The sequence below is a fragment of the Enterococcus cecorum genome, assembly GCF_052119425.1.
Classification (GTDB): domain Bacteria; phylum Bacillota; class Bacilli; order Lactobacillales; family Enterococcaceae; genus Enterococcus_E; species Enterococcus_E cecorum_C.
On record NZ_JBQKFH010000021.1, the window covers coordinates 24,332 to 42,904 of the forward strand.

23 protein-coding genes are annotated in these 18,573 nt (G+C 36.7%); 17 read left to right on the forward strand and 6 right to left on the reverse strand.

Features of this window, described 5'->3' with window-relative positions; all coding sequences use genetic code 11:
- Window positions 1–33: 33 nt before the first annotated feature.
- The 3 genes from ACTQZM_RS06770 (at window position 34) to ACTQZM_RS06780 (ending at window position 1,429) form a co-directional block, all read left to right on the forward strand.
- A complete protein-coding gene (locus ACTQZM_RS06770; RefSeq protein ID WP_016250624.1) occupies window positions 34–576 on the forward strand; it encodes an NADPH-dependent FMN reductase in 543 nt (180 codons plus the stop codon).
- A gap of 158 nt (window positions 577–734) precedes the next feature.
- On the forward strand, window positions 735–1,109 hold the full coding sequence (locus tag ACTQZM_RS06775) for a hypothetical protein (protein WP_349278437.1): 375 nt from the start codon (window positions 735–737) through the stop codon (window positions 1,107–1,109).
- The gene (locus ACTQZM_RS06780; protein WP_349278439.1) at window positions 1,103–1,429 is read left to right on the forward strand and encodes a hypothetical protein; all 327 of its coding nucleotides are present in this window, start codon (window positions 1,103–1,105) and stop codon (window positions 1,427–1,429) included. The genes ACTQZM_RS06775 and ACTQZM_RS06780 overlap by 7 nt, the downstream gene beginning before the upstream one ends.
- 56 nt (window positions 1,430–1,485) lie before the next feature.
- Here ACTQZM_RS06780 and ACTQZM_RS06785 read toward each other — a convergent pair whose 3' ends face one another.
- The 3 genes from ACTQZM_RS06785 to ACTQZM_RS06795 all read right to left on the reverse strand — a co-directional run bounded on the left by ACTQZM_RS06785 (window position 1,486) and on the right by ACTQZM_RS06795 (window position 2,648).
- Entirely contained in the window at window positions 1,486–1,890 is a 405-nt protein-coding gene (locus tag ACTQZM_RS06785) for an organic hydroperoxide resistance protein (protein ID WP_016250626.1), read from the reverse strand.
- Window positions 1,859–2,320 carry a MarR family winged helix-turn-helix transcriptional regulator gene (locus tag ACTQZM_RS06790; protein ID WP_349278441.1) on the reverse strand — a complete coding sequence of 154 codons (462 nt, stop codon included), beginning with the start codon at window positions 2,318–2,320 and terminating at the stop codon, window positions 1,859–1,861. The genes ACTQZM_RS06785 and ACTQZM_RS06790 overlap by 32 nt, the downstream gene beginning before the upstream one ends.
- Window positions 2,321–2,384: 64 nt before the next feature.
- Window positions 2,385–2,648 (reverse strand): metal-sensitive transcriptional regulator, encoded by a 264-nt coding sequence (locus ACTQZM_RS06795; RefSeq protein ID WP_441653294.1) that lies wholly within the window; start codon window positions 2,646–2,648, stop codon window positions 2,385–2,387.
- A 149-nt stretch (window positions 2,649–2,797) separates the two neighbouring features.
- On the opposite strand from ACTQZM_RS06795, the gene ACTQZM_RS06800 reads away from it, so the two are divergent.
- From ACTQZM_RS06800 to ACTQZM_RS06830, 7 genes are all read left to right on the forward strand, one after another.
- Complete coding sequence (locus tag ACTQZM_RS06800; RefSeq protein ID WP_441653295.1) at window positions 2,798–3,112, forward strand: rhodanese-like domain-containing protein; 315 nt, start codon at window positions 2,798–2,800, stop codon at window positions 3,110–3,112.
- A 1-nt stretch (window position 3,113) separates the two neighbouring features.
- Entirely contained in the window at window positions 3,114–4,751 is a 1,638-nt protein-coding gene (locus tag ACTQZM_RS06805; RefSeq protein ID WP_441653296.1) for an FAD-dependent oxidoreductase, read from the forward strand.
- Between the two features lie 61 nt (window positions 4,752–4,812).
- On the forward strand, window positions 4,813–5,094 hold the full coding sequence (locus ACTQZM_RS06810; protein ID WP_047242607.1) for a rhodanese-like domain-containing protein: 282 nt from the start codon (window positions 4,813–4,815) through the stop codon (window positions 5,092–5,094).
- A gap of 186 nt (window positions 5,095–5,280) precedes the next feature.
- Window positions 5,281–6,435, forward strand: a complete 1,155-nt coding sequence (locus ACTQZM_RS06815; protein WP_113784767.1) for a cation:proton antiporter — start codon at window positions 5,281–5,283, stop codon at window positions 6,433–6,435.
- Between the two features lie 117 nt (window positions 6,436–6,552).
- A complete protein-coding gene (locus ACTQZM_RS06820) occupies window positions 6,553–6,891 on the forward strand; it encodes a PadR family transcriptional regulator (RefSeq protein ID WP_441653297.1) in 339 nt (112 codons plus the stop codon).
- Window positions 6,884–7,537 (forward strand): DUF1129 family protein, encoded by a 654-nt coding sequence (locus ACTQZM_RS06825; RefSeq protein WP_441653298.1) that lies wholly within the window; start codon window positions 6,884–6,886, stop codon window positions 7,535–7,537. Before ACTQZM_RS06820 ends, ACTQZM_RS06825 begins: the two co-directional genes overlap by 8 nt.
- Complete coding sequence (locus ACTQZM_RS06830) at window positions 7,518–7,943, forward strand: DUF7679 family protein (protein ID WP_441653299.1); 426 nt, start codon at window positions 7,518–7,520, stop codon at window positions 7,941–7,943. The genes ACTQZM_RS06825 and ACTQZM_RS06830 overlap by 20 nt, the downstream gene beginning before the upstream one ends.
- A gap of 261 nt (window positions 7,944–8,204) precedes the next feature.
- On the opposite strand, the gene ACTQZM_RS06835 is transcribed toward ACTQZM_RS06830, so the two are convergent.
- Window positions 8,205–8,870, reverse strand: coding sequence for a GntR family transcriptional regulator (locus tag ACTQZM_RS06835; protein WP_441653300.1), 666 nt, complete (start codon window positions 8,868–8,870; stop codon window positions 8,205–8,207).
- 176 nt (window positions 8,871–9,046) lie between these two features.
- Between ACTQZM_RS06835 and uxuA the strand changes: the two genes are divergently transcribed.
- From uxuA to ACTQZM_RS06870, 7 genes are all read left to right on the forward strand, one after another.
- Window positions 9,047–10,120, forward strand: a complete 1,074-nt coding sequence (uxuA, locus tag ACTQZM_RS06840; RefSeq protein ID WP_441653301.1) for a mannonate dehydratase — start codon at window positions 9,047–9,049, stop codon at window positions 10,118–10,120.
- A 46-nt stretch (window positions 10,121–10,166) separates the two neighbouring features.
- Window positions 10,167–11,474, forward strand: coding sequence for a PTS sugar transporter subunit IIC (locus tag ACTQZM_RS06845; RefSeq protein ID WP_441653302.1), 1,308 nt, complete (start codon window positions 10,167–10,169; stop codon window positions 11,472–11,474).
- 18 nt (window positions 11,475–11,492) lie between these two features.
- A complete protein-coding gene (locus tag ACTQZM_RS06850) occupies window positions 11,493–12,911 on the forward strand; it encodes a glycoside hydrolase family 1 protein (RefSeq protein ID WP_441653303.1) in 1,419 nt (472 codons plus the stop codon).
- Between the two features lie 65 nt (window positions 12,912–12,976).
- Window positions 12,977–13,876 carry a phosphogluconate dehydrogenase (NAD(+)-dependent, decarboxylating) gene (gene gnd, locus ACTQZM_RS06855; protein WP_441653304.1) on the forward strand — a complete coding sequence of 300 codons (900 nt, stop codon included), beginning with the start codon at window positions 12,977–12,979 and terminating at the stop codon, window positions 13,874–13,876.
- On the forward strand, window positions 13,854–15,362 hold the full coding sequence (locus ACTQZM_RS06860; protein ID WP_441653305.1) for a gluconokinase: 1,509 nt from the start codon (window positions 13,854–13,856) through the stop codon (window positions 15,360–15,362). Before gnd ends, ACTQZM_RS06860 begins: the two co-directional genes overlap by 23 nt.
- Before the next feature lie 134 nt (window positions 15,363–15,496).
- Window positions 15,497–16,435 carry a hypothetical protein gene (locus ACTQZM_RS06865; RefSeq protein ID WP_441653306.1) on the forward strand — a complete coding sequence of 313 codons (939 nt, stop codon included), beginning with the start codon at window positions 15,497–15,499 and terminating at the stop codon, window positions 16,433–16,435.
- Window positions 16,436–17,191, forward strand: a complete 756-nt coding sequence (locus tag ACTQZM_RS06870) for a hypothetical protein (RefSeq protein WP_441653307.1) — start codon at window positions 16,436–16,438, stop codon at window positions 17,189–17,191.
- Between the two features lie 146 nt (window positions 17,192–17,337).
- Here the strand turns inward: ACTQZM_RS06870 and ACTQZM_RS06875 are convergent, their stop codons facing one another.
- Entirely contained in the window at window positions 17,338–17,604 is a 267-nt protein-coding gene (locus tag ACTQZM_RS06875; RefSeq protein ID WP_441653308.1) for a hypothetical protein, read from the reverse strand.
- 59 nt (window positions 17,605–17,663) lie between these two features.
- A complete protein-coding gene (locus tag ACTQZM_RS06880; RefSeq protein ID WP_441653309.1) occupies window positions 17,664–18,110 on the reverse strand; it encodes a DUF1016 N-terminal domain-containing protein in 447 nt (148 codons plus the stop codon).
- Window positions 18,111–18,573 lie beyond the last annotated feature (463 nt).

Sequence of the window (18,573 nt, forward strand, 5' to 3'; positions counted from 1 at the left end):
ACGTAATCAAGAAGTGAAAGGAATTTTATACTTATGAAAAACATTTTATTTATCGTTGGTTCATTACGTGAAGGTTCATTTAACCATCAATTAGCCGCTAAAGCAGAACAAGCATTAGCAGGTAAAGCAAACGTTACATATTTAGACTATAAAGAAGTACCTGTGTTCAACCAAGACTTAGAAACACCTGTGCTACCATCTGTTGCCAAAGTTCGTGAAGCAATCCAAGCAGCTGATGCAATCTGGATTTTCTCACCAATTTACAACTTTGCCATCCCTGGATCAGTTAAAAACTTATTAGACTGGGCAAGCCGTGCATTAGATTTATCTGATCCAACTGGCCCTTCAGCATTACAAGACAAAGTGGTGACTGTTTCTTCAGTAGCAAACGGCGGACATGATCAATTATTTGCTGCCTACCAAGCATTATTACCATTCATCCGTACACAAGTGGTTGGTGATTTCACTGGCACACGGGTAAACGACGAAGCTTGGGGAACTGGTGAATTAGTCTTAACTGACGAAGCACAAGCAAGCTTAGAAAAACAAGCAGAACAATTATTAGCTGCTTTATAATTTCAAGATTTTTAGACAGGCATCCTTTTTCACTAGAGGGTGCTTGTTTTTTTGTGCTTCAGGAAAAGAGTTTGACAATTGAAAGTGAGGAGCCGCAACTTTTTTATGAAACATTTGGTATCGTTACGTTAAAGGGTTGTGCGAATAGAGGGTTTAAGGTGTATGATCAAAATGAACAGTATGAAGGTCGCTTTACTTTATTTGAACGTTTTGTAGACATAAAGACTGATTTGCGAATGATTGAATGTCTTTGTGAAAGAAGAGTAATTAAGCGTTATTATATTCATTATGACTTGATGGGTATCATGCATTTTATGTCACGGTTTCAAAAGGCGCAAGTGGACCCAGATAAATATGTATTTATGATTTCTCGAATCTCTGAGCCATATCGGGTACAAGATTTTATGTCTCATTGGTATACACCTGTAGAGCGAGATAAATTTGTCGAATGGCTAGATAATGATGCATATGATTTTGAAGTGGATTATGATGAAGTTTGCGCCCACCGCTTTTTGAAGAAGATGAGATGGTAGAAGCTACAGATGAACAATCGCAAGCAAATGATTACGTACTAAAAGCCTATTATGTAGAAAAAGAAAATACGCTTAGTGCTGATTTGTATTATCAGGGTAAACTAGCTACGGATGAAGATTTTCAGAGATTATACGAAAATCCGGCTTTGGTGAATCATGTCATCATAGAATATCAAGATGTCCAAACTGCTGAAAGAGTAGAAATTGCAACAAATGGACAGTATGTTGTATTTTCACTTGTACGTAGATTGTTACTTGCTTGTATAACAAATATAAAATTAAGCTTTAGATTTTTAGAGCACGAGTTAAGTTTATATTGATAAAAAACCCACCCAACTAGGCTTAGGTGCTTAGCTGGGTGGGTTTAGGTTTATCATTAAATAATTTCGAATTGTACATCGATATTGTTGCGAGTTGCTTTTGAGTAAGGGCATACTTGGTGAGCCGCTGCGACTAATTCTTCTGCTTTTTCTTTTGTTGCGCCTTCAAGATGAACTTCTAAAGTCACGGCTACGCTAAATCCTTCTACTTCATCAGACATCAAGGATACACGTGCACTCACTTCGCTTGGGTAAGTTTCGCCGGCGTTTTCCATTACTAAGCCTAATGCACCGTTAAAGCAAGCACTGTATGCTGCTGCGAATAATTGTTCTGGGTTGGTTGCATTTTCGACACGTTTACCTGGAGCTGTTGTTTTAAAGGCAAAAGAGCGATCTGGTGAAAAGACTTCTCCTTCGCGTCCGCCGATACTAGTTACTTTTGTTTCGTAAATTTTCTTCATGATTGAGCCCTCCTAAGGTTTGAGTAAGTGTTTGCAGTTGTTGCATCAAAGAAAAATAATACGTTTCATCCGATGTCAAATCACTTAAACAATGCCCGATCGTTTGCAGCAAGTCCTCTTTCACTTCCTTGGCTTTTGGCGTTAGAGAAATCAATACGCGACGTTCATCATTGAAATCTCGTGTGCGCATCACATATTCTCTTGCTTCTAGGCGTTTGATTAAAGGAGTCAGCGTCCCACTATCTAAAGACAAAATCTCACCTAATTCAGAAACGCTTAAATGGTCTTTTTCATACAAAGCTAATAGCGTTAAGTATTGCGGATAAGTTAATTCAAAGGGCGCTAAAATCTTACTATATAGGCGATTGAATTCCTTTTGTGCTTGATATAAAGCAAAACACAGTTGATCTTTGACAATTGGTTGAATCATATTCTTTTCCTTTCACATTTACATTGTACACAATTTAATTTTACAAAGCGAATTATTTGCTCAACTATTTTTTCATGATGAGTTGGATGGCTTGGTTGATTTTTTTTTCTCTTTCTTCAGGGTTTTCGCATTCTTCTTCTAAACATTTACGAAAATTCTCAGCCACTAAAAGTCCCATTACACGGTCAATACTAGAACGTGCGGCACTAAGCTGAGTGACGATATCGATACATTCTTTTTCTTCTTCAATCATCTTCAATACACCGCGAATTTGGCCTTCAGCTCTTTTTAGGCGATGGGTTAGTTTGGTTTTATCGGTTACAGGCATGGTTTCACCTCATTTCAATCTATATACCATACTAGGTACTATACTGAAAAAGTAAAAAATTGTCCAGTCTCATTCAAAATGATTGACAAAAGGTTGGTTATCGATTATAAATACCCTATGAGGTATAAAAAGAGAGGAGAAAGATAGCCATGTTTCATTGGTTTGTCAAAGTGCCAAATGTTTCTACAAATGAATTAAAAAGTCAGTTAAATCAAGATATTGTACTATTAGATGTGCGCACCCCGGCTGAATACCGCAGTGGGCATATCAGAAGCGCCAAAAATGTACCGCTCAATCGCATCTCGCAATATGAGGCAAAAGGCAAGCAACCGCATTATATCATTTGCCAATCGGGGATGCGCAGTAAGCAAGCAGCTAAAATATTAGCGAAAAAAGGGATTCAAGTTGTTAATGTCAAAGGCGGCATGAATGCTTGGACAGATCGCGTGATAGGAGGAAAATAACGTGAAAAAAGTCATTATTATCGGTGGAGTCGCAGGGGGCATGTCTTGTGCCACGCGATTAAGAAGGTTAATGGAAGAGGCAGAAATTACTGTTTTTGAAAAGGGGCCGTATGTCTCTTTTGCTAACTGTGGCTTACCCTACCATGTATCTGGAGAAATCGAGAACCGCGAGCAACTTTTAGTGCAAACTGCGGAGAATTTAAAGAAAAGGTTTGCCATCGATGTCCGGGCCAATCATGAAGTCTTAGCCATTGATCGTAAGGCTAAGACTGTTACAGTAAAAAATCAGGAGCAAGTATTTACCCAAGAATATGATGTATTGGTATTGTCGCCAGGTGCTAAGCCGGTTGTGCCGAACTTTCCAGGTTTAGCTGAGGCGCAAAATGTATTTACTGTCCGTAGCGTGCCAGATATTGATCGGATTATGGCGCATTTGCAACAACAAGCCATCCAACATGTGACCGTGGTAGGTGCGGGTTTTATCGGTTTGGAAATGGTTGAAAATCTTGCCAAACGCCAATTGCACGTGACTTTAATTGAAAAAGCCCCTCAAGTATTGCCTGCTTTAGATCCGGAAATGGCAACTTTTGTAGAAGAGGAATTAGTTAAAAATGGCGTGAATGTACTGACTAATCAAGGCGTGTCAGGCTTTAGAGAAAAGGGTCGCGAAGTCGTGTTAGAAGATGGGCAAGTGTTAACTAGTGATTTAACGATTTTAGCGATTGGTGTGCAGCCAGAGTCACGTTTGGCAAAAGAAGCCGGATTAACGCTAGGACTACGTGAGGCTATCGTGGTCGATGAAAATTATCGCACCTCAGATCCCAATATTTACGCGATTGGCGATGCGATTTTAGTCACACAACACACTTCTAAGGAACAAACCTTAATTTCACTGGCGTCTCCTGCGAATCGTCAAGGGCGGCAGGTGGCAGACATCATTGCTGGGCTTCCGCGGAAAAATAAAGGCAGCCTAGGTACCGCAATTGTCCGTACATTTGACATGACGGCGGCTTTCACTGGATTAAATGAGCGCACCTTAAAACGCCTAGGAAAAAACTATCAAGTCGTGCATACATTAGGTAAACATCATGCCAGCTATTATCCACAGGCAACCGATATCTTATTGAAATTACTTTTTGATCCTAAGACGGGTGAAATTTTTGGGGCTCAAGCAGTTGGAGAAAATGGCGTTGATAAGCGAATCGATGTTTTAGCCACAGCGATTAAAGCAGGACTGACGGTAGAAGATTTACCAGAACTCGAATTGACCTACGCACCGCCATTTGGTTCAGCAAAAGATCCAGTAAATATGATTGGTTATGCCGCGTTGAATCTAATGGAAGGTTTGAGTGAAAATGTGCAGTGGTATGATTTGGCAAATGAGCTAAAAAATGGAGCGAAAATATTAGATGTGCGCAATCCTGCTGAACTAGAAAATGGTAAGTTTACCAATGCTATGGCTATCCCGCTCGATGAATTGCGAGCTCGTTTGGTTGAACTAGATAAAAATCAGGCGTATATTGTAAGTTGTCACAGTGGTCAACGCAGTTATTTGGCTGAGCGTATCTTGAAACAACACGGCTTTAAGGTCAAAAACTTGGATGGCGCTTATTATTTGTATTCACATGTCAACAAATAGTCACTATCTAAAGACTGATATTTATCAAAAAATTCACATAGAACTAAAGGAGCTAAAATAGATGTACGAAACCATTGATATTCACAAATTTAAAGAACTATTAGGCAAAGAAAGAATAAATTTAATTGATGTGCGTGAAGAAGACGAGTTTATGTTTGGTCATCTACCACAAGCGGAAAACATGCCGTTAAGTCGTTTCTTAGATTTTGTAGAAGAACTTTACGAAGACGAAACTTATTATGTGATCTGTCATTCAGGTGCCCGTTCCGCTAATGCCTGTGCGTTTTTGGCCAGTCAAGGCTATCACGTGGTCAATGTTGAAGGCGGTATGGCAGCGTTATAAAATATCATAATCGAATCCTATAAACAACACTTCGATGAAATTATTCACAAATAAAAGTGCGACTATTCAGAGCATTTTTCTATTCTTTTGCACAAAACTTCGGTATAATTAAGATAAGAAAATTTGTTGTTTGAGTCGACAATTTGCGGCTCAATTTGGCTTAATTTTGGAGGGATGTGTAAACAAATGGAATTTATTGGTATTTTATGTTTGATTTTAGTCACGACTTCGCTGGCAGCACACATTTGTCGTCGGATAGGTGTTCCTGGAGTGGTTGGGCAATTATTGGTTGGCCTAATTGTGGGAGCAGGGGGACTGAATCTCATTCATTCATCAGAGTTGATTCATATCTTTTCTGAAATCGGGGTTATTTTGTTAATGTTCTTAGCCGGTTTGGAAAGTGATATTGAGCTTTTGAAGAAATATTTTAAACCAGGGATGCTGGTAGCTGTCTTCGGGGTGATTTTCCCCTTGTTACTAGGAGCAGGGGGCGGATTTATCTTCAAATCAACAGCAACAGAGGCCTTTTTCTTTGGGGTTGTGCTCGCAGCGACTTCGGTGAGTATTTCAGTGGAAGTGCTAAAGGAATTAAATGCGGTGAATACCAAGGAAGGTTCGACGATTTTAGGGGCTTCCGTGGTGGATGATATATTAATCGTTTTGGTGTTGAGTATTAGCTTGACTTTCTTAGGCGCTAATCAAGGGAATAACGCATCACTAGGCTTGACCTTGTTGCAAGAGTTGGTGTATTTTGGCTTGATTTTCTTGCTTGTTCGTTGGATTGCACCTTATTTGATGAACTTGTCAGAAAAAATTTACACCACCGCATCAGTCATCATCATGTCGTTGATTATTTGCTTGGGCATGTCATATGTGGCTGATTTGGTTGGCTTAAGTTCAGTAATTGGGGCTTTCTTTGCCGGAATCGCTGTGGGCCAAACCAAAGTCAAAGAACGCGTCTTTATCAATGTTGAATCGATTGGTTACGCGATTTTTATTCCTGTGTTCTTTGTGAATATCGGTTTAGAAGTTGAGTTGGCTAGCATTATCAAACAATTCCCATTTATCGCTCTGTTTGTGGTGATTGCGGTGATTTCTAAATTATTTGGTGGTTACCTTGGTTCGAAAATGGCCGGATTTTCCAATAATAGTGCTTGGATGGTCGGAGCTGGGATGATTTCACGCGGGGAGATGGCACTGATTGTCTTACAAATTGGTCAAACAGGTGGCCTTATTCCTGAAAAATATTTCGCACCAATGGTTATCACGATTTTAATCAGCACGTTGGTCTCACCATTGATTTTGAAATTCTTCGCAAAAAAAGTTTTAAAACACGCATAAACATTTGCACGGTAGTCTATAGATTTAGGCTACCGTGTTTATTTTTTGCTATTATGTTTTACAAGATAGTTGAAGTGTGCTATGATTAGCTTGTAATGCAAGATAGTAGGTGAGAAAATGAAAGGCAAAATCGATTCGCAGCTATTAAAAGGTGTGCTGACGGGCTGTATTTTACAATTATTAACGCAAGAAGAACTCTATGGCTATACTTTGAGTGAGCGTTTGGCGGACAATGGTTTTAGCGAGATTTCCAATGGGACGATTTATCCCTTATTACTATCAATGGAGAAAAAAGGTTGGATTACAGGACAAATGCGTGAATCAGAATCCGGCCCCAAACGTAAATATTATTCGGTCACACCAGACGGACAAGCAGAATTAATACATTTCAAAAACCAGTGGCAGTTACTCAAGCAAAATGTCAATCAAGTGATGAGAGGTGCGGAAAATGAGTAGTCTAATCAAAGAAAATGCAAACTTACAAAAACAACTCCAAGGTGCCAATAAGCAATACTATGAAGATTTGCTCGTGTATGTGCGCCTGAATAGTATGGGGAAAAACGAACGTCAGACGGAAGAAATGTTGCTCGGTATTTTGCAAGATATTTTAGAAGCGCAACAAAACGAGGTATCTGCTCAAGATTATTTCGGAAAAGATCCCCAACCGATTGCCGATGAATTGCTCAAACAGCTTCCAAATGATGCAAAACAAATGGTTAAAATCAGTCTATTAGCGGTATTGACCTATTTTGCGGTGGTATTTATTGGCAGTTATTTTGTATCCCTTTTTAAACCAGGTACGCCACAGCTAATAGATGTTGGCGAGTACGTGATTTGTAGTATATGTGCCGGTATTTCGGCCTTTGTCATCTTGTGGTTAATGGGAAAAAACTATGGTCAGAAAAATAGTTGGAAAATGTTATTTACAATAGGTGGGATATTTGTTATCAACTGTCTTTTGTTTGTTTTCATTCGTACGCCTTGGGTTATTCCACTTTCTCGCTGGATGGCAACTGTACTCGCAATGATTTTAGCTGCAAGTGTTTATCTTTTGAATAGGGATAAAAATTTTGGAGGTGACCATGGCAAAAAAGAAACGTAAAAAATTTTGTGTACGTATCCGCTGCTTGAATGGGAAAATTTATCAGTTTCCTTTACCAAATGATTTACAAAAGGCGATGTGGCAATATAAGACTGAAAATCCTACAAATTGGTTTGATTTATTATCGCAAGCATTGATTAATATTCCGACAAAAGAATATTGCGAAAACTACCAGCCGCCAATGACCGTCGCTTTAGTGGAAAAAATATTTATCACTGCAAATTATGAACATGTCGCCACTCGTGGACAATTTGTGACTAAGGATAATTGGCAAAGGAATGATTTGTCCCGTCATTGGAATAATATTCGCTTTTTACAACATGATTATCCACTAATGACGAAATTACGCATTTTCTTGGCCTATCTGATATGGATGACAAAGTTGCATATATTCCAAATAAAATAGCATAACAAATAAAATAGCACGCAGAAAATAAAATCTACGTGCTGTTTTTTGACTCTTTATTTAACGTCCACCTTTGGGATGCAGGCAGTGGGTCGCCTCCTTTAACTTCTAAATAAATTTTATCATCAAAGCTATTTGAAGTCGAAAAGAAATCAATGGAGAAAATTCTCAACTTGACAATCATTTCGTATATGCCAATTGAGAAAGTAAGGTGACAGGTTACTTAGCAGTGTAGAATGTTTACAATTATAAACTGAAATATTAGTTTTTAAAATACTCTGGGAAATGTTTTGTTACAGCAGCTTGCTCATTTAACATCATGTGTAAATGTAGTGAAGTTTGAAATTCTACTTCTTCAGGATTGCGCTGAATAATTGCATGATAGATAGCTTTATGTTGATCAATAATGGCATTCCAGTCTAAATCAGCAGTTAACAGGCGTAACCATCTGAAGCGTTCGAGATGTGTATTATTGCTATTCATCCAATTCCAAATTTCAAGACGATTCGCGATTCTGTAACAAGTTTGATGGAAGAGATTATCATATTGAAAAAAACTTTTACTATCAGCGTTTTTCATTGCTTCTACTTGTTTTTCTATAAGGCTTGCTAATTCCTCAGAGGATACAGTATCAATTTTTGCACAACATTCAGTCATAATTTTTGATTCGAGAATTTCGCGCACAAATCTTGCGTTACTGGCTTTTTCAAGATCGATTTGAGAAATATAAGTCCCGCTTTGAGGGATAGTATAAACAAGATTTTCTTGTCTAAGTTTAATTAATGCTTCTCGAATCGGTGTACGACCTATTTGTAAGTAATCTTCTAAATTTTTTTCTGATATTTTACTTCCGGGTGGTAGTTCAGAATAGATAATTTGATTTCTAATTGCTTGATAAGCTTGGATTTGTAAATTTTCTGATGTCATCAATAGCACCTCTATATCAATATGTTACTTTCTACACAATCTAATATATCAGATAATGGCTATTTTTTCAAATTTTCTTCAGTTTTTTTTCAATATATCATTGACATACAGCTTGCAAACGATTACTATATACCTGAAAGTAATATATTAGTATATCAGATTGGCGAGTGATAGAAATGGATATGACCTTTAGATGGTATGGAAAAGCATTTGAAAAGATCAGCTTAGAAGATATCCGACAAATTCCTAATGTTCAGGGGATTGTTGGGACTTTAATGGATATTCCTGCTGGAGAGGTATGGCCTGAAGATAGAATAAAGGCTTTAAAAGAGGAAGTTGAAGCTGCTGGCATGCACTTGAAGGTTATCGAAAGTGTCAATGTTCATGATGATATAAAAATTGGCTTACCAACAAGAGATAAATATATCGAAAATTATATTCAAACAATCCGCAATTTAGCGAAGTATGGTATAGAAGTTATTTGTTACAATTTTATGCCGATTTTTGATTGGGCTAAGTCTGATTTGAATTATAAATTGGCAGATGGTTCTTATGCTTTGGCTTATATAGATGCAGATATCCCTGATGATCCACAAGTAATTATTAATCAAGTGAAAAAAGAAGCGGATCGGTTAGTATTACCTGGATGGGAGCCAGAAAGATTAGCTGATATTGAACGACTTTTTGAAGCTTATAAAGATGTCGATGAAGAAAAGCTTAGGGAAAATTTGCTTTACTTTTTAGAAAAGATTATTCCTGTTTGCGAAGAGGTTGGGATTAAGATGGGAATTCATCCAGATGATCCACCTTATTCAATTTATGGACTACCTCGGATTATGAAGGATGTTCAAGATTTACGCTGGTTATGTGACACTATTGACTCTCCGGCGAATGGCATTACGTTTTGTACAGGAAGTATGGCTGAAGATCCGGATAATGATGTATATGCGATGTTATCTGAATTTTGTGCTAGAGATAGAATCCCATTTGCTCATTTAAGAAATATTCAATTTATCAATGGAACAAAAGACTTTCATGAAAGCGCTCATCCATCAAATTATGGACATTTAGATATGTATCGTGTCGTTCAAACAATGTATCAAAATGGATTTGACGGATATATCAGACCAGACCATGGACGAATGATTTGGGGAGAGACTGGACGTCCGGGATATGGTTTATATGATAGAGCTTTAGCAACAGCCTATTTAAATGGCTTATGGGAGGCGATATCAAAGAATAATAGCTAATATGAAGGAATGTTGGTTATACAAACACAGTGAAGGAGACAGAATAATGAAGACGAGTTTCTTAGATAAGATGTCAGATGTTTTAGGAAATGTAGCGAACAAAATCAATAATTTACGTTACATTATGGTTATTAAAAATGCATTTACACAATTAATTCCAGTAATCATTACTGGGGCGTTCGGTACATTATTTTCAGCAATGGTTTTTGATTCAACTAATGGACTGGCTAAAATTAAAGCCTTAAGTTTTTTAGCTGATTTAAAACCAATAGCCTCTTCAGTAAGCTATGTAACATTAAGCTTTTTAACGATTTATGCTGTATTTTTAATTGGGATTGAATTGGCAAAATTAAATAATATTTCTGGTGCTTTTGCTGGTATTATTGCCGTTATGAGTTATCTATCGGTGAACCCTACAACTTACCAATTTTTAGATGGTGATCGCAGTTTATTAGTTGAAAATGTCTTGGCCAAACAATATTCAGATACCAAAGGACTATTTTTAGGAATGTTTATTGCTATTGTTTCAATTGAATTATACTCTTGGCTAAGAAAACAAGATAAGTTGAAAATTAAAATGCCTGATAGTGTTCCGAGCAACGTGTCAGTTAGTTTCTCCTCATTAATTCCAACCATTTTTACAGTGGCTATTATTGCAGTATTTGGTTTCGCGGTAAAAGCAATCACAGGTATGTATGCTTATGACATTATTTACAATGTCGTTCAAAAACCTTTGGAACATATTGTACAGGGTCTACCAGGATTATTAATCTTAATGTTAATTGCGCAAATTTTCTGGGTAATTGGTATTCATGGTAACCAAATGATTAAACCTATACGTGAACCATTATTATTAGCGGCAATTGCTGTTAATACTGAAGCGTTTGAAGCAGGTAAAGAAGTTCCAAATATCATTACTATGCCATTTTGGGATATGTATATGAGTATGGGTGGTTCTGGTGTCACAATCGGTTTATTAATCGCTATTTTCCTTGTAGGTAAACGTGAAGATATGAAGGAAATTGCGAAGTTGTCTGCCGCACCTGGTATCTTTAATATCAATGAACCAGTTATTTTCGGTATGCCAATCATGTTAAACCCTATTTTGGCCATTCCATTTATTTTAACACCATTAGTAACAGGTACAATTGGTTATATTTCTACTTCATTAGGATTTGCAGCAAAAGCAGTCGTTATGGTTCCTTGGCCAATGCCTCCTTTGGTCAATGGTTATTTAGCAACAGCTGGTGACTTTGGGGCAGTGTTAACCCAATTAGTATGTATCGTTGTATCTGTATTGATTTATTTACCATTTGTAAAAGTATCAAATAGAATGGCATTAGAAAATAAATAATAAGAGAGGTTGAGATTCATGCAACTTACAATCCCTAAAGACTTCATTTTAGGAGCCGCTTCTTCAGCATGGCAAACAGAAGGCTGGAAAGGAAAAAAAGAAGGACAAGATTCCTACTTAGATAGTTGGTATAAAAATGAAAAGTTCGTCTGGCATAATGGGTATGGCCCAGCAGTAGCAACTAATTTTATGGAGCAATACCAAGAAGATGTGGATATGATGAAAAAAATCCATTTAACACACTATCGTACCTCTATTAATTGGTCAAGATTTATGATTGATTATGAAAAAGGGGTTGTGGATGAAGACTATGCGCAACATATTGATGATGTTTTAGATGCGTTAATTGCGGCCGGTGTTGAACCAATGTTGTGTTTAGAACATTATGAATTACCTGCCTTTTTACTAGAAAAATATGAAGGTTGGAGTAGTCGGAAAGTAGTTGATTTTTATGTTCAATATGCTGCTGAAGTATTTAAACGATATCATCATAAAGTAAAATATTGGTTTACATTTAATGAGCCAATTGTTATTCAAACACGGTGCTACTTAGATGCTATTCGTTGGCCACATGAGCAAAACACAAATAAATGGATGCAATGGAATTACCATAAAGTTTTAGCAACCGCAAAAGTAGTCGAGTTATTCAAATCCAAAGGTTATGAAGGACAAATTGGCTGTGTGCTAAATCCTGAAATGGTGTATGCACGATCCAGTTCACCGGAAGATCAAAAAGCAGCGGAAATGTATGATTTGTTCTTTAATCGCATCTATCTAGATCCATTAGTTCATGGTTCTTATCCTGAATTTTTTTGGAAAGTTTGTAAAGAAGAAGGGCTTGAATTTACTTACACTCAAGAGGATTTGGATTGTATTGCCCAAAATACGGTTGACTTCTTAGGCATTAATCAATATTATCCAAAGCGTGTGAGAGCTCCTAGATATCAATGGAATAATCAAGCTCCGTTTCACCCTGAAAAATTCTATGAAACTTTTGATTTGCCAGGACGTCAAATGAATAATTCTCGTGGGTGGGAAATTTATCCAAAATTATTATTTGATATGGCAATGTATATCAAAGAAAGATATAACAATATTCCATGGTTAATTACTGAAAATGGCATGGGACGTGAAAATGAAGAACAGTTTATGGATGCATCTGGCGTAGTTCAAGATGATTATCGTATCGATTTTATTGGTAAGCATCTATCTTGGTTATTACGTGCAGTAGAACAAGGAGCGAATTGCAAAGGCTATATGTTGTGGGCATTTACAGATTGTGTATCTCCTATGAATGCATTTAAGAATAGATATGGTTTAGTGCGAATTGAATTGAATCAAGAAAGAATACGTACATTGAAAAAATCTGCAGCTTGGTATCAACAATTAATCGATCAACGTATTTTAGAAATTGAAGATGAAGAAGCTGTAAAATAAGATTATAGGGGATAGCCATTTTTGTGGGTATCCCCTCATTAATGGAATGAAAAGAGGAATACATCATGCAAATTGGAATGATTGGTCTAGGAAAAATGGGAATCAATTTAGTTGAGAATATGTTGCGAAATGAGATTGAAGTATCTGCGTTTGATATTAGTGAAAATGCAAGAAAGCAAGCGCAAAAATTAGGTGCAACTGTTATTCAAGAAGTTGAAAGTCTAAGTAATCTTCCTAAGCCGCGAATTGTCTGGATGATGTTACCTGCTGGAGAAGTTACCAATCAAATGGTTCATCAATTGAGTGAGATTTTAGAGCCAGGCGATTTACTAGTTGATGGAGGAAATTCTTTTTATCAAGATTCCATAGCAAATGCCAAATGTTGTCAATCAAAGGGAATTTATTTTTTTGATTGTGGTACATCAGGTGGTGTGGATGGTGCTTTAAACGGTGGCAATTTCATGATTGGTGGCAATGAGGAAATGTTTCATCGATACTTACAGCCCATTTTTGAAAAAATTGCGCAAAAAGATGGTTATCTATATACTGGAAAAGTAGGCAGTGGACATTATTTGAAAATGGTGCATAACGGAATTGAATATGGCATGATGCAAGCCATAGGTGAGGGCTTTGAAATATTAGAAGAAGGGCCATTTGACTATGATTTACATTCAGTCGCTTATTTATGGAATCATGGTTCTGTGATTCGCTCATGGTTGATGGAATTAATGGCTGAATCATTTAGTAAAGATGCACATTTGGAAAAGTTAACAGGTGTGGTTCATAGCTCAGGTGAAGGCTTATGGACGATAGAAGAAGCATTTAAATTAGGTATTCCAGCACCAATTATCACCATGTCGCTACAGATGCGGCTACGTTCACAACAGTCAGATACTTTTGCGGGGAAGGTGGTTTCTTCTTTACGCAATGGATTCGGGGGTCATGCGGTTGAGCAAGCAAAATAAGTACTATTTAGGGGTGGATATTGGGACCACTTCGACCAAGGCGGTTCTTTTTGATCAGAGGGGTCAGATGGACAAGACGTTTCAAAAAGGCTATCCATTAATAACTGATTTGACAGGAAAAGCGGAACAAAATCCGGATGATATCTTGCAAGCGGTGAAAGAAGTAATGGGGGCAGCCTTTCATTCAGCCAAAGAAAACAAGCAAACAATCATAGGCGTTGGTTTTTCTGCGGCAATGCATAGTTTGCTGTGCCTAGATGAAAATCGCCAAGTACTTCATCCGTTGATTACCTGGGCTGATACGCGTGCGCAAAAACAAGTCGAAGCGCTAGGCAAAAGAGCAGATATTTCAGAGATTTGTGCTAGAACGGGTGTGCCGAATCATCCAATGACGCCGCTAAGTAAAGTGTGCTATTTACGTGAGGAGCTTCCAGCACTTTTTGATCAGACGCGCTATTTTGTGGGGATTAAAGAATATATTCTCGGGCAGCTGACCAATCATTGGGTGGTCGATGAATCGCTGGCAGCAAGTACAGGCTATTATCATCTGCAAAATCATGATTGGGATGAAGAACTGTTATCTTTAGCTGGTCTTGAACGCAAACAATTGTCCGAAATTGTACCTACCACAACGCAACTATCTTTAAGTGAGACGATTTGCGATGAGTGGCAGTTAGCAGAAAGTCCGCAAATCATCGTGGGAGCGAGCGATGGGGTGTTATCCAATCTTGGTATTCAAGAATCTTTGACCAATCAGTTAGTCATTACCGTGGGCACGAGTGGCGCTGTCCGCAAAATCATTGAAACCAAAACACCTCAAACAAGTCAGGGCCTCTTTTTATATCCGTTAGCCCAAGATTTCTTTGTCGAAGGAGGCGCGGTGAATAATGGTGGCGTGATTTTCCAATGGTTAAAAGAACAATTTTTTGCTGGTGAAGATTATCCGAGTTTATTACAAAAAATGACGAAAGTACCTGCTGGAAGTCATGGTTTGCTTGTTTTACCGCATTTCTTTGGAGAACGTGCCCCCTATTTTCAAGCAAACCTTCGTGGGAATATCTTAGGGTTAAATCACAGCCATACCAAAGAAGATATTTTGAAAGCCACGATGGAAGGCATTATTTTGAATTTGCGGCAAATTGTGCAGCGCTTAGATGATAAATATGGACCTTCTAAGCAGATTTGTCTAACTGGCGGGATGACGAATAATACGGTGATTCCTCAGCTTTTTGCGGACATTTGTCAAAAGGAGATTGTCGTGATGGATTGTCCGGAAAGTTCCTGTAAAGGGGCGGCAATGTTGGCGATGAAAGCTTGCGAAAATTTAACGGATTTTCCAAACTGGCCAAATTCTACGCACACCTATATACCAGATGAGACTTGCGCAGTTATTTACAATCAACTTGACCAGCTATTTTCACAGGCTGTCCCTCAAGTTTTGTCTATCAATCAACAACTCGCTCAACTGCAGCAACATTCATTTTAAATCTTAAAGGCTTTTCCATGGGAGAAGTCTTTTTTGTTATAAACCCCGACAAATTAACTTTTAACTCAAAAATTTGCTTTTTAACCTTTGGAAAGTTAAAATGAAATAAATAGAGTTAAAAGCAGGTAGATAGTATGATAAAAGATTTTTTTGGATTAGATATTGAATATGAAAAATGGGAGACAAAAGGACAACTTCCATTATACATTTCGCTCAATTATTCATTTTATTTAGCAAAAATAGTTGATCAAAAATTTATGCTCATTTTACCATTGTCAGATGAATTACCAACAACAAAAGCATTAAAAAAACATTTAGCAAAAATACAAGAAATGTGTCAATTACCTGTAGCCTTGCAGTTGGCATCGATTTCAAATTATCGTAGGCAAAGTTTTATTCGTAATAAGGTGCCATTTGTAACGGATAATCAAATTTTTTTACCTTTTTTAGGAACCTTTTTGACTAACCAAGAGAACAACAATAGCGCCACTGTAATAGAAAAATTTAGAATATCTACCCAGGTACTGTTTTTATATTATTTATATAGTAAAGCTGATGAGATATATTTAGTAGATGCAACGAAAGCTTTACCTTATTCGGCAATGACGATGAGTCGCTCAGTTCAGCAATTAGTAGCTACCGAATTATTTGAAATTAGAAAAGATGGAGTCAATAAAATTATTCAAGCAAAATATGATAAAAAAGAGTTGTTTTATCGTGTACGAGATTATTTAGTATCTCCAGTCTTAGATTCGGGATATATTTTCAAAAATCAATTAACGGAAAAGATGCGTCTGTCAGGGGAATCATTGTTATCAGAATATACTATGTTGAGCCCTTCTCGAATACAAACCTATGCTGTTGCGAATCAAAATTTTAATAGGGAAAATTTACATTCAGAATTAATTGATGATTCTTTACAAGTAAGGCTTGAATTATGGCATTATGATCCCACTTTATTTAGCAGAGAGAAAAATCCAGATTGGGTGTCGGTGATTTTATCTTTGGCAGATAAAGATGACCCACGTATTGAAGAAGCTGTAGAAGAAATAATAGATAAGGAGTTGGGATAATTGGTAGTAGGATTGCAGAATTTTAGAGAACGGTTTGGTCGATTTGATGATCAATTTGTTATTATTGGTGGAACTGCTTGTGAATTGTTAATGAGCGAGGAAGAATTGGATTTTAGAGCTACTAAAGACATAGATGTTGTTCTTATTGTAGAAAATCTTACAAAGGAATTTGGCACGCAATTTTGGGAATACATTAAGGAAGCAAATTATCAACATAACAATAAAAGTACAGGTGATTTGCAATTTTATCGCTTTTCCCATCCTAAAAATAATAGCTATCCATTCATGTTAGAACTATTTTCGAGAAATCCTGTGCATATTGAGCTTACTGAGGATGCAATTTTAACACCATTACCAATTGATGACCAGATTTCTAGTTTGTCAGCCATTTTGTTAGATGAACAGTATTATTTGTTATTAAAAGATGGTCGGAAAATCGTTGGAGGAGTCCCGGTTTTATCAGTTGATTGTTTAATTCCTTTTAAAGCAAAGGCATGGCTTGATCTAAAAAGTAGAAAACAAAATGGAGAACAAATAGATAGTAAAAATATAAAAAAACACAAGAATGATATTTTTAGATTAGCTCAATTGCTAAAAGAATCAGAAAGTAAGATATTGAGTAAAGAAGTTGCTGATGATTTATCTAAATTTATCACTGAAATGCAGAATGAAATAACAGATTTGAAGTCTATTGGAATCAAAGGTATCACTAAAGAAGACATGTTAGCCTTTTTAAGAAACTATTATAGTATATAACCATACAGATATTGACAAATCAACTTTTAACTCAAAAATTTGCTTTTTAACTTTGGGAAAGTTAAAAGTAAAAAACTGAGTTAAAAAGAAAAGACACACGGAAATTAGTTAGCAAATCATTCCGTGTGTTTGTGTTTTGAATACGTTTAGACACCTAACTTTTGCTTTAAGGCATCGGTTAAGGTTTGCGAAAAATTAATATTCTCTTTTTCTGCAAGGATATTTAGCCATTCAGGAATAGAGGTGTTTTTACGTACAATTTTTGCATGATTTTTCCGACGATATTCATTTAAATCAAGCGAGATCATTACGACAAAATCCTCATCACTTTTAAGGTGAATGTCTTTTGGTGAACTGGCTAGGGGCATTTGCGTTCGTTCATACACGGCTAAACCCAATGCTGATTGTGCCATGATTACAGCTTCTGTGATATTTTACCCAAATGTAATCGCTTCTGGTACATCAGGGAAAGTTACATTATATAGCTATCTAGAAACAGATTATGTGTTTCGTGTTTTGCTTTTTGCAAAGTCGGTGTATTTTTACCATTAGAAAGCATATAGCGTTCATAATAACCACTATCTATTTGTCTTTCTAATTCTCTTTTTGAATATTTTTCTTTTATTGCCAATTCGATATAAAATCTTCTTTCCTCTGGGCTTTTAAAACCTGACATGATTTTCAAGTGATTTGTCCAGCTTAATTGTGTCAACAGTGTTGTCACTTTTTCATCATCCCTGTAAATCTCATAGAATTGTTTCATCCGATAAAGTCCTCGACGAGTAAAGCCTTTTAAGTTTGGATAATTTTGCGCAAAAAAATCAGCTACATTTTCTATGTAGTTTGAGCCATAACTTGTTTTTTTGCTTTTCTCACTGAGGTATTTTCCTATCTCTTGGTACATTAAATAATTCTTCATTGACTCTTCTATATGTACGTTCTCTGGCGTTTTCGACAATCCTGATAATCTCTTCAACTGATTCTGGCGTATTCTTCAAAGCTAGGTCATGTACTGCATTTTTATCTTCATCCATAATTTTCATATCAAAATTCGCTTTCCATATATTAATTACGCAGAATCATTCAAAAAGCGTTTTTCAGAAATGAATATGTAGCAGAATTTTTACAGAATATTCGCAGATTAGCCTAATTTTTTTACAGATTAGCAATGGTAATAGATAAGCTCGGCAGAAGAATACCAAAAATCATTTTTGTCACATATATTTGACACTCATTAAGAAACACGTTATACTATAAATGTCACATATAAAGTAAGCGCCCAATAACGAGGTATATTGAAAATCTCCAAAGTCACTCGACTTTGGAGATTCTTTTCTTTATTTACAATCTGCTTGTACAGTTTCTGACCATGGCAAATAAGC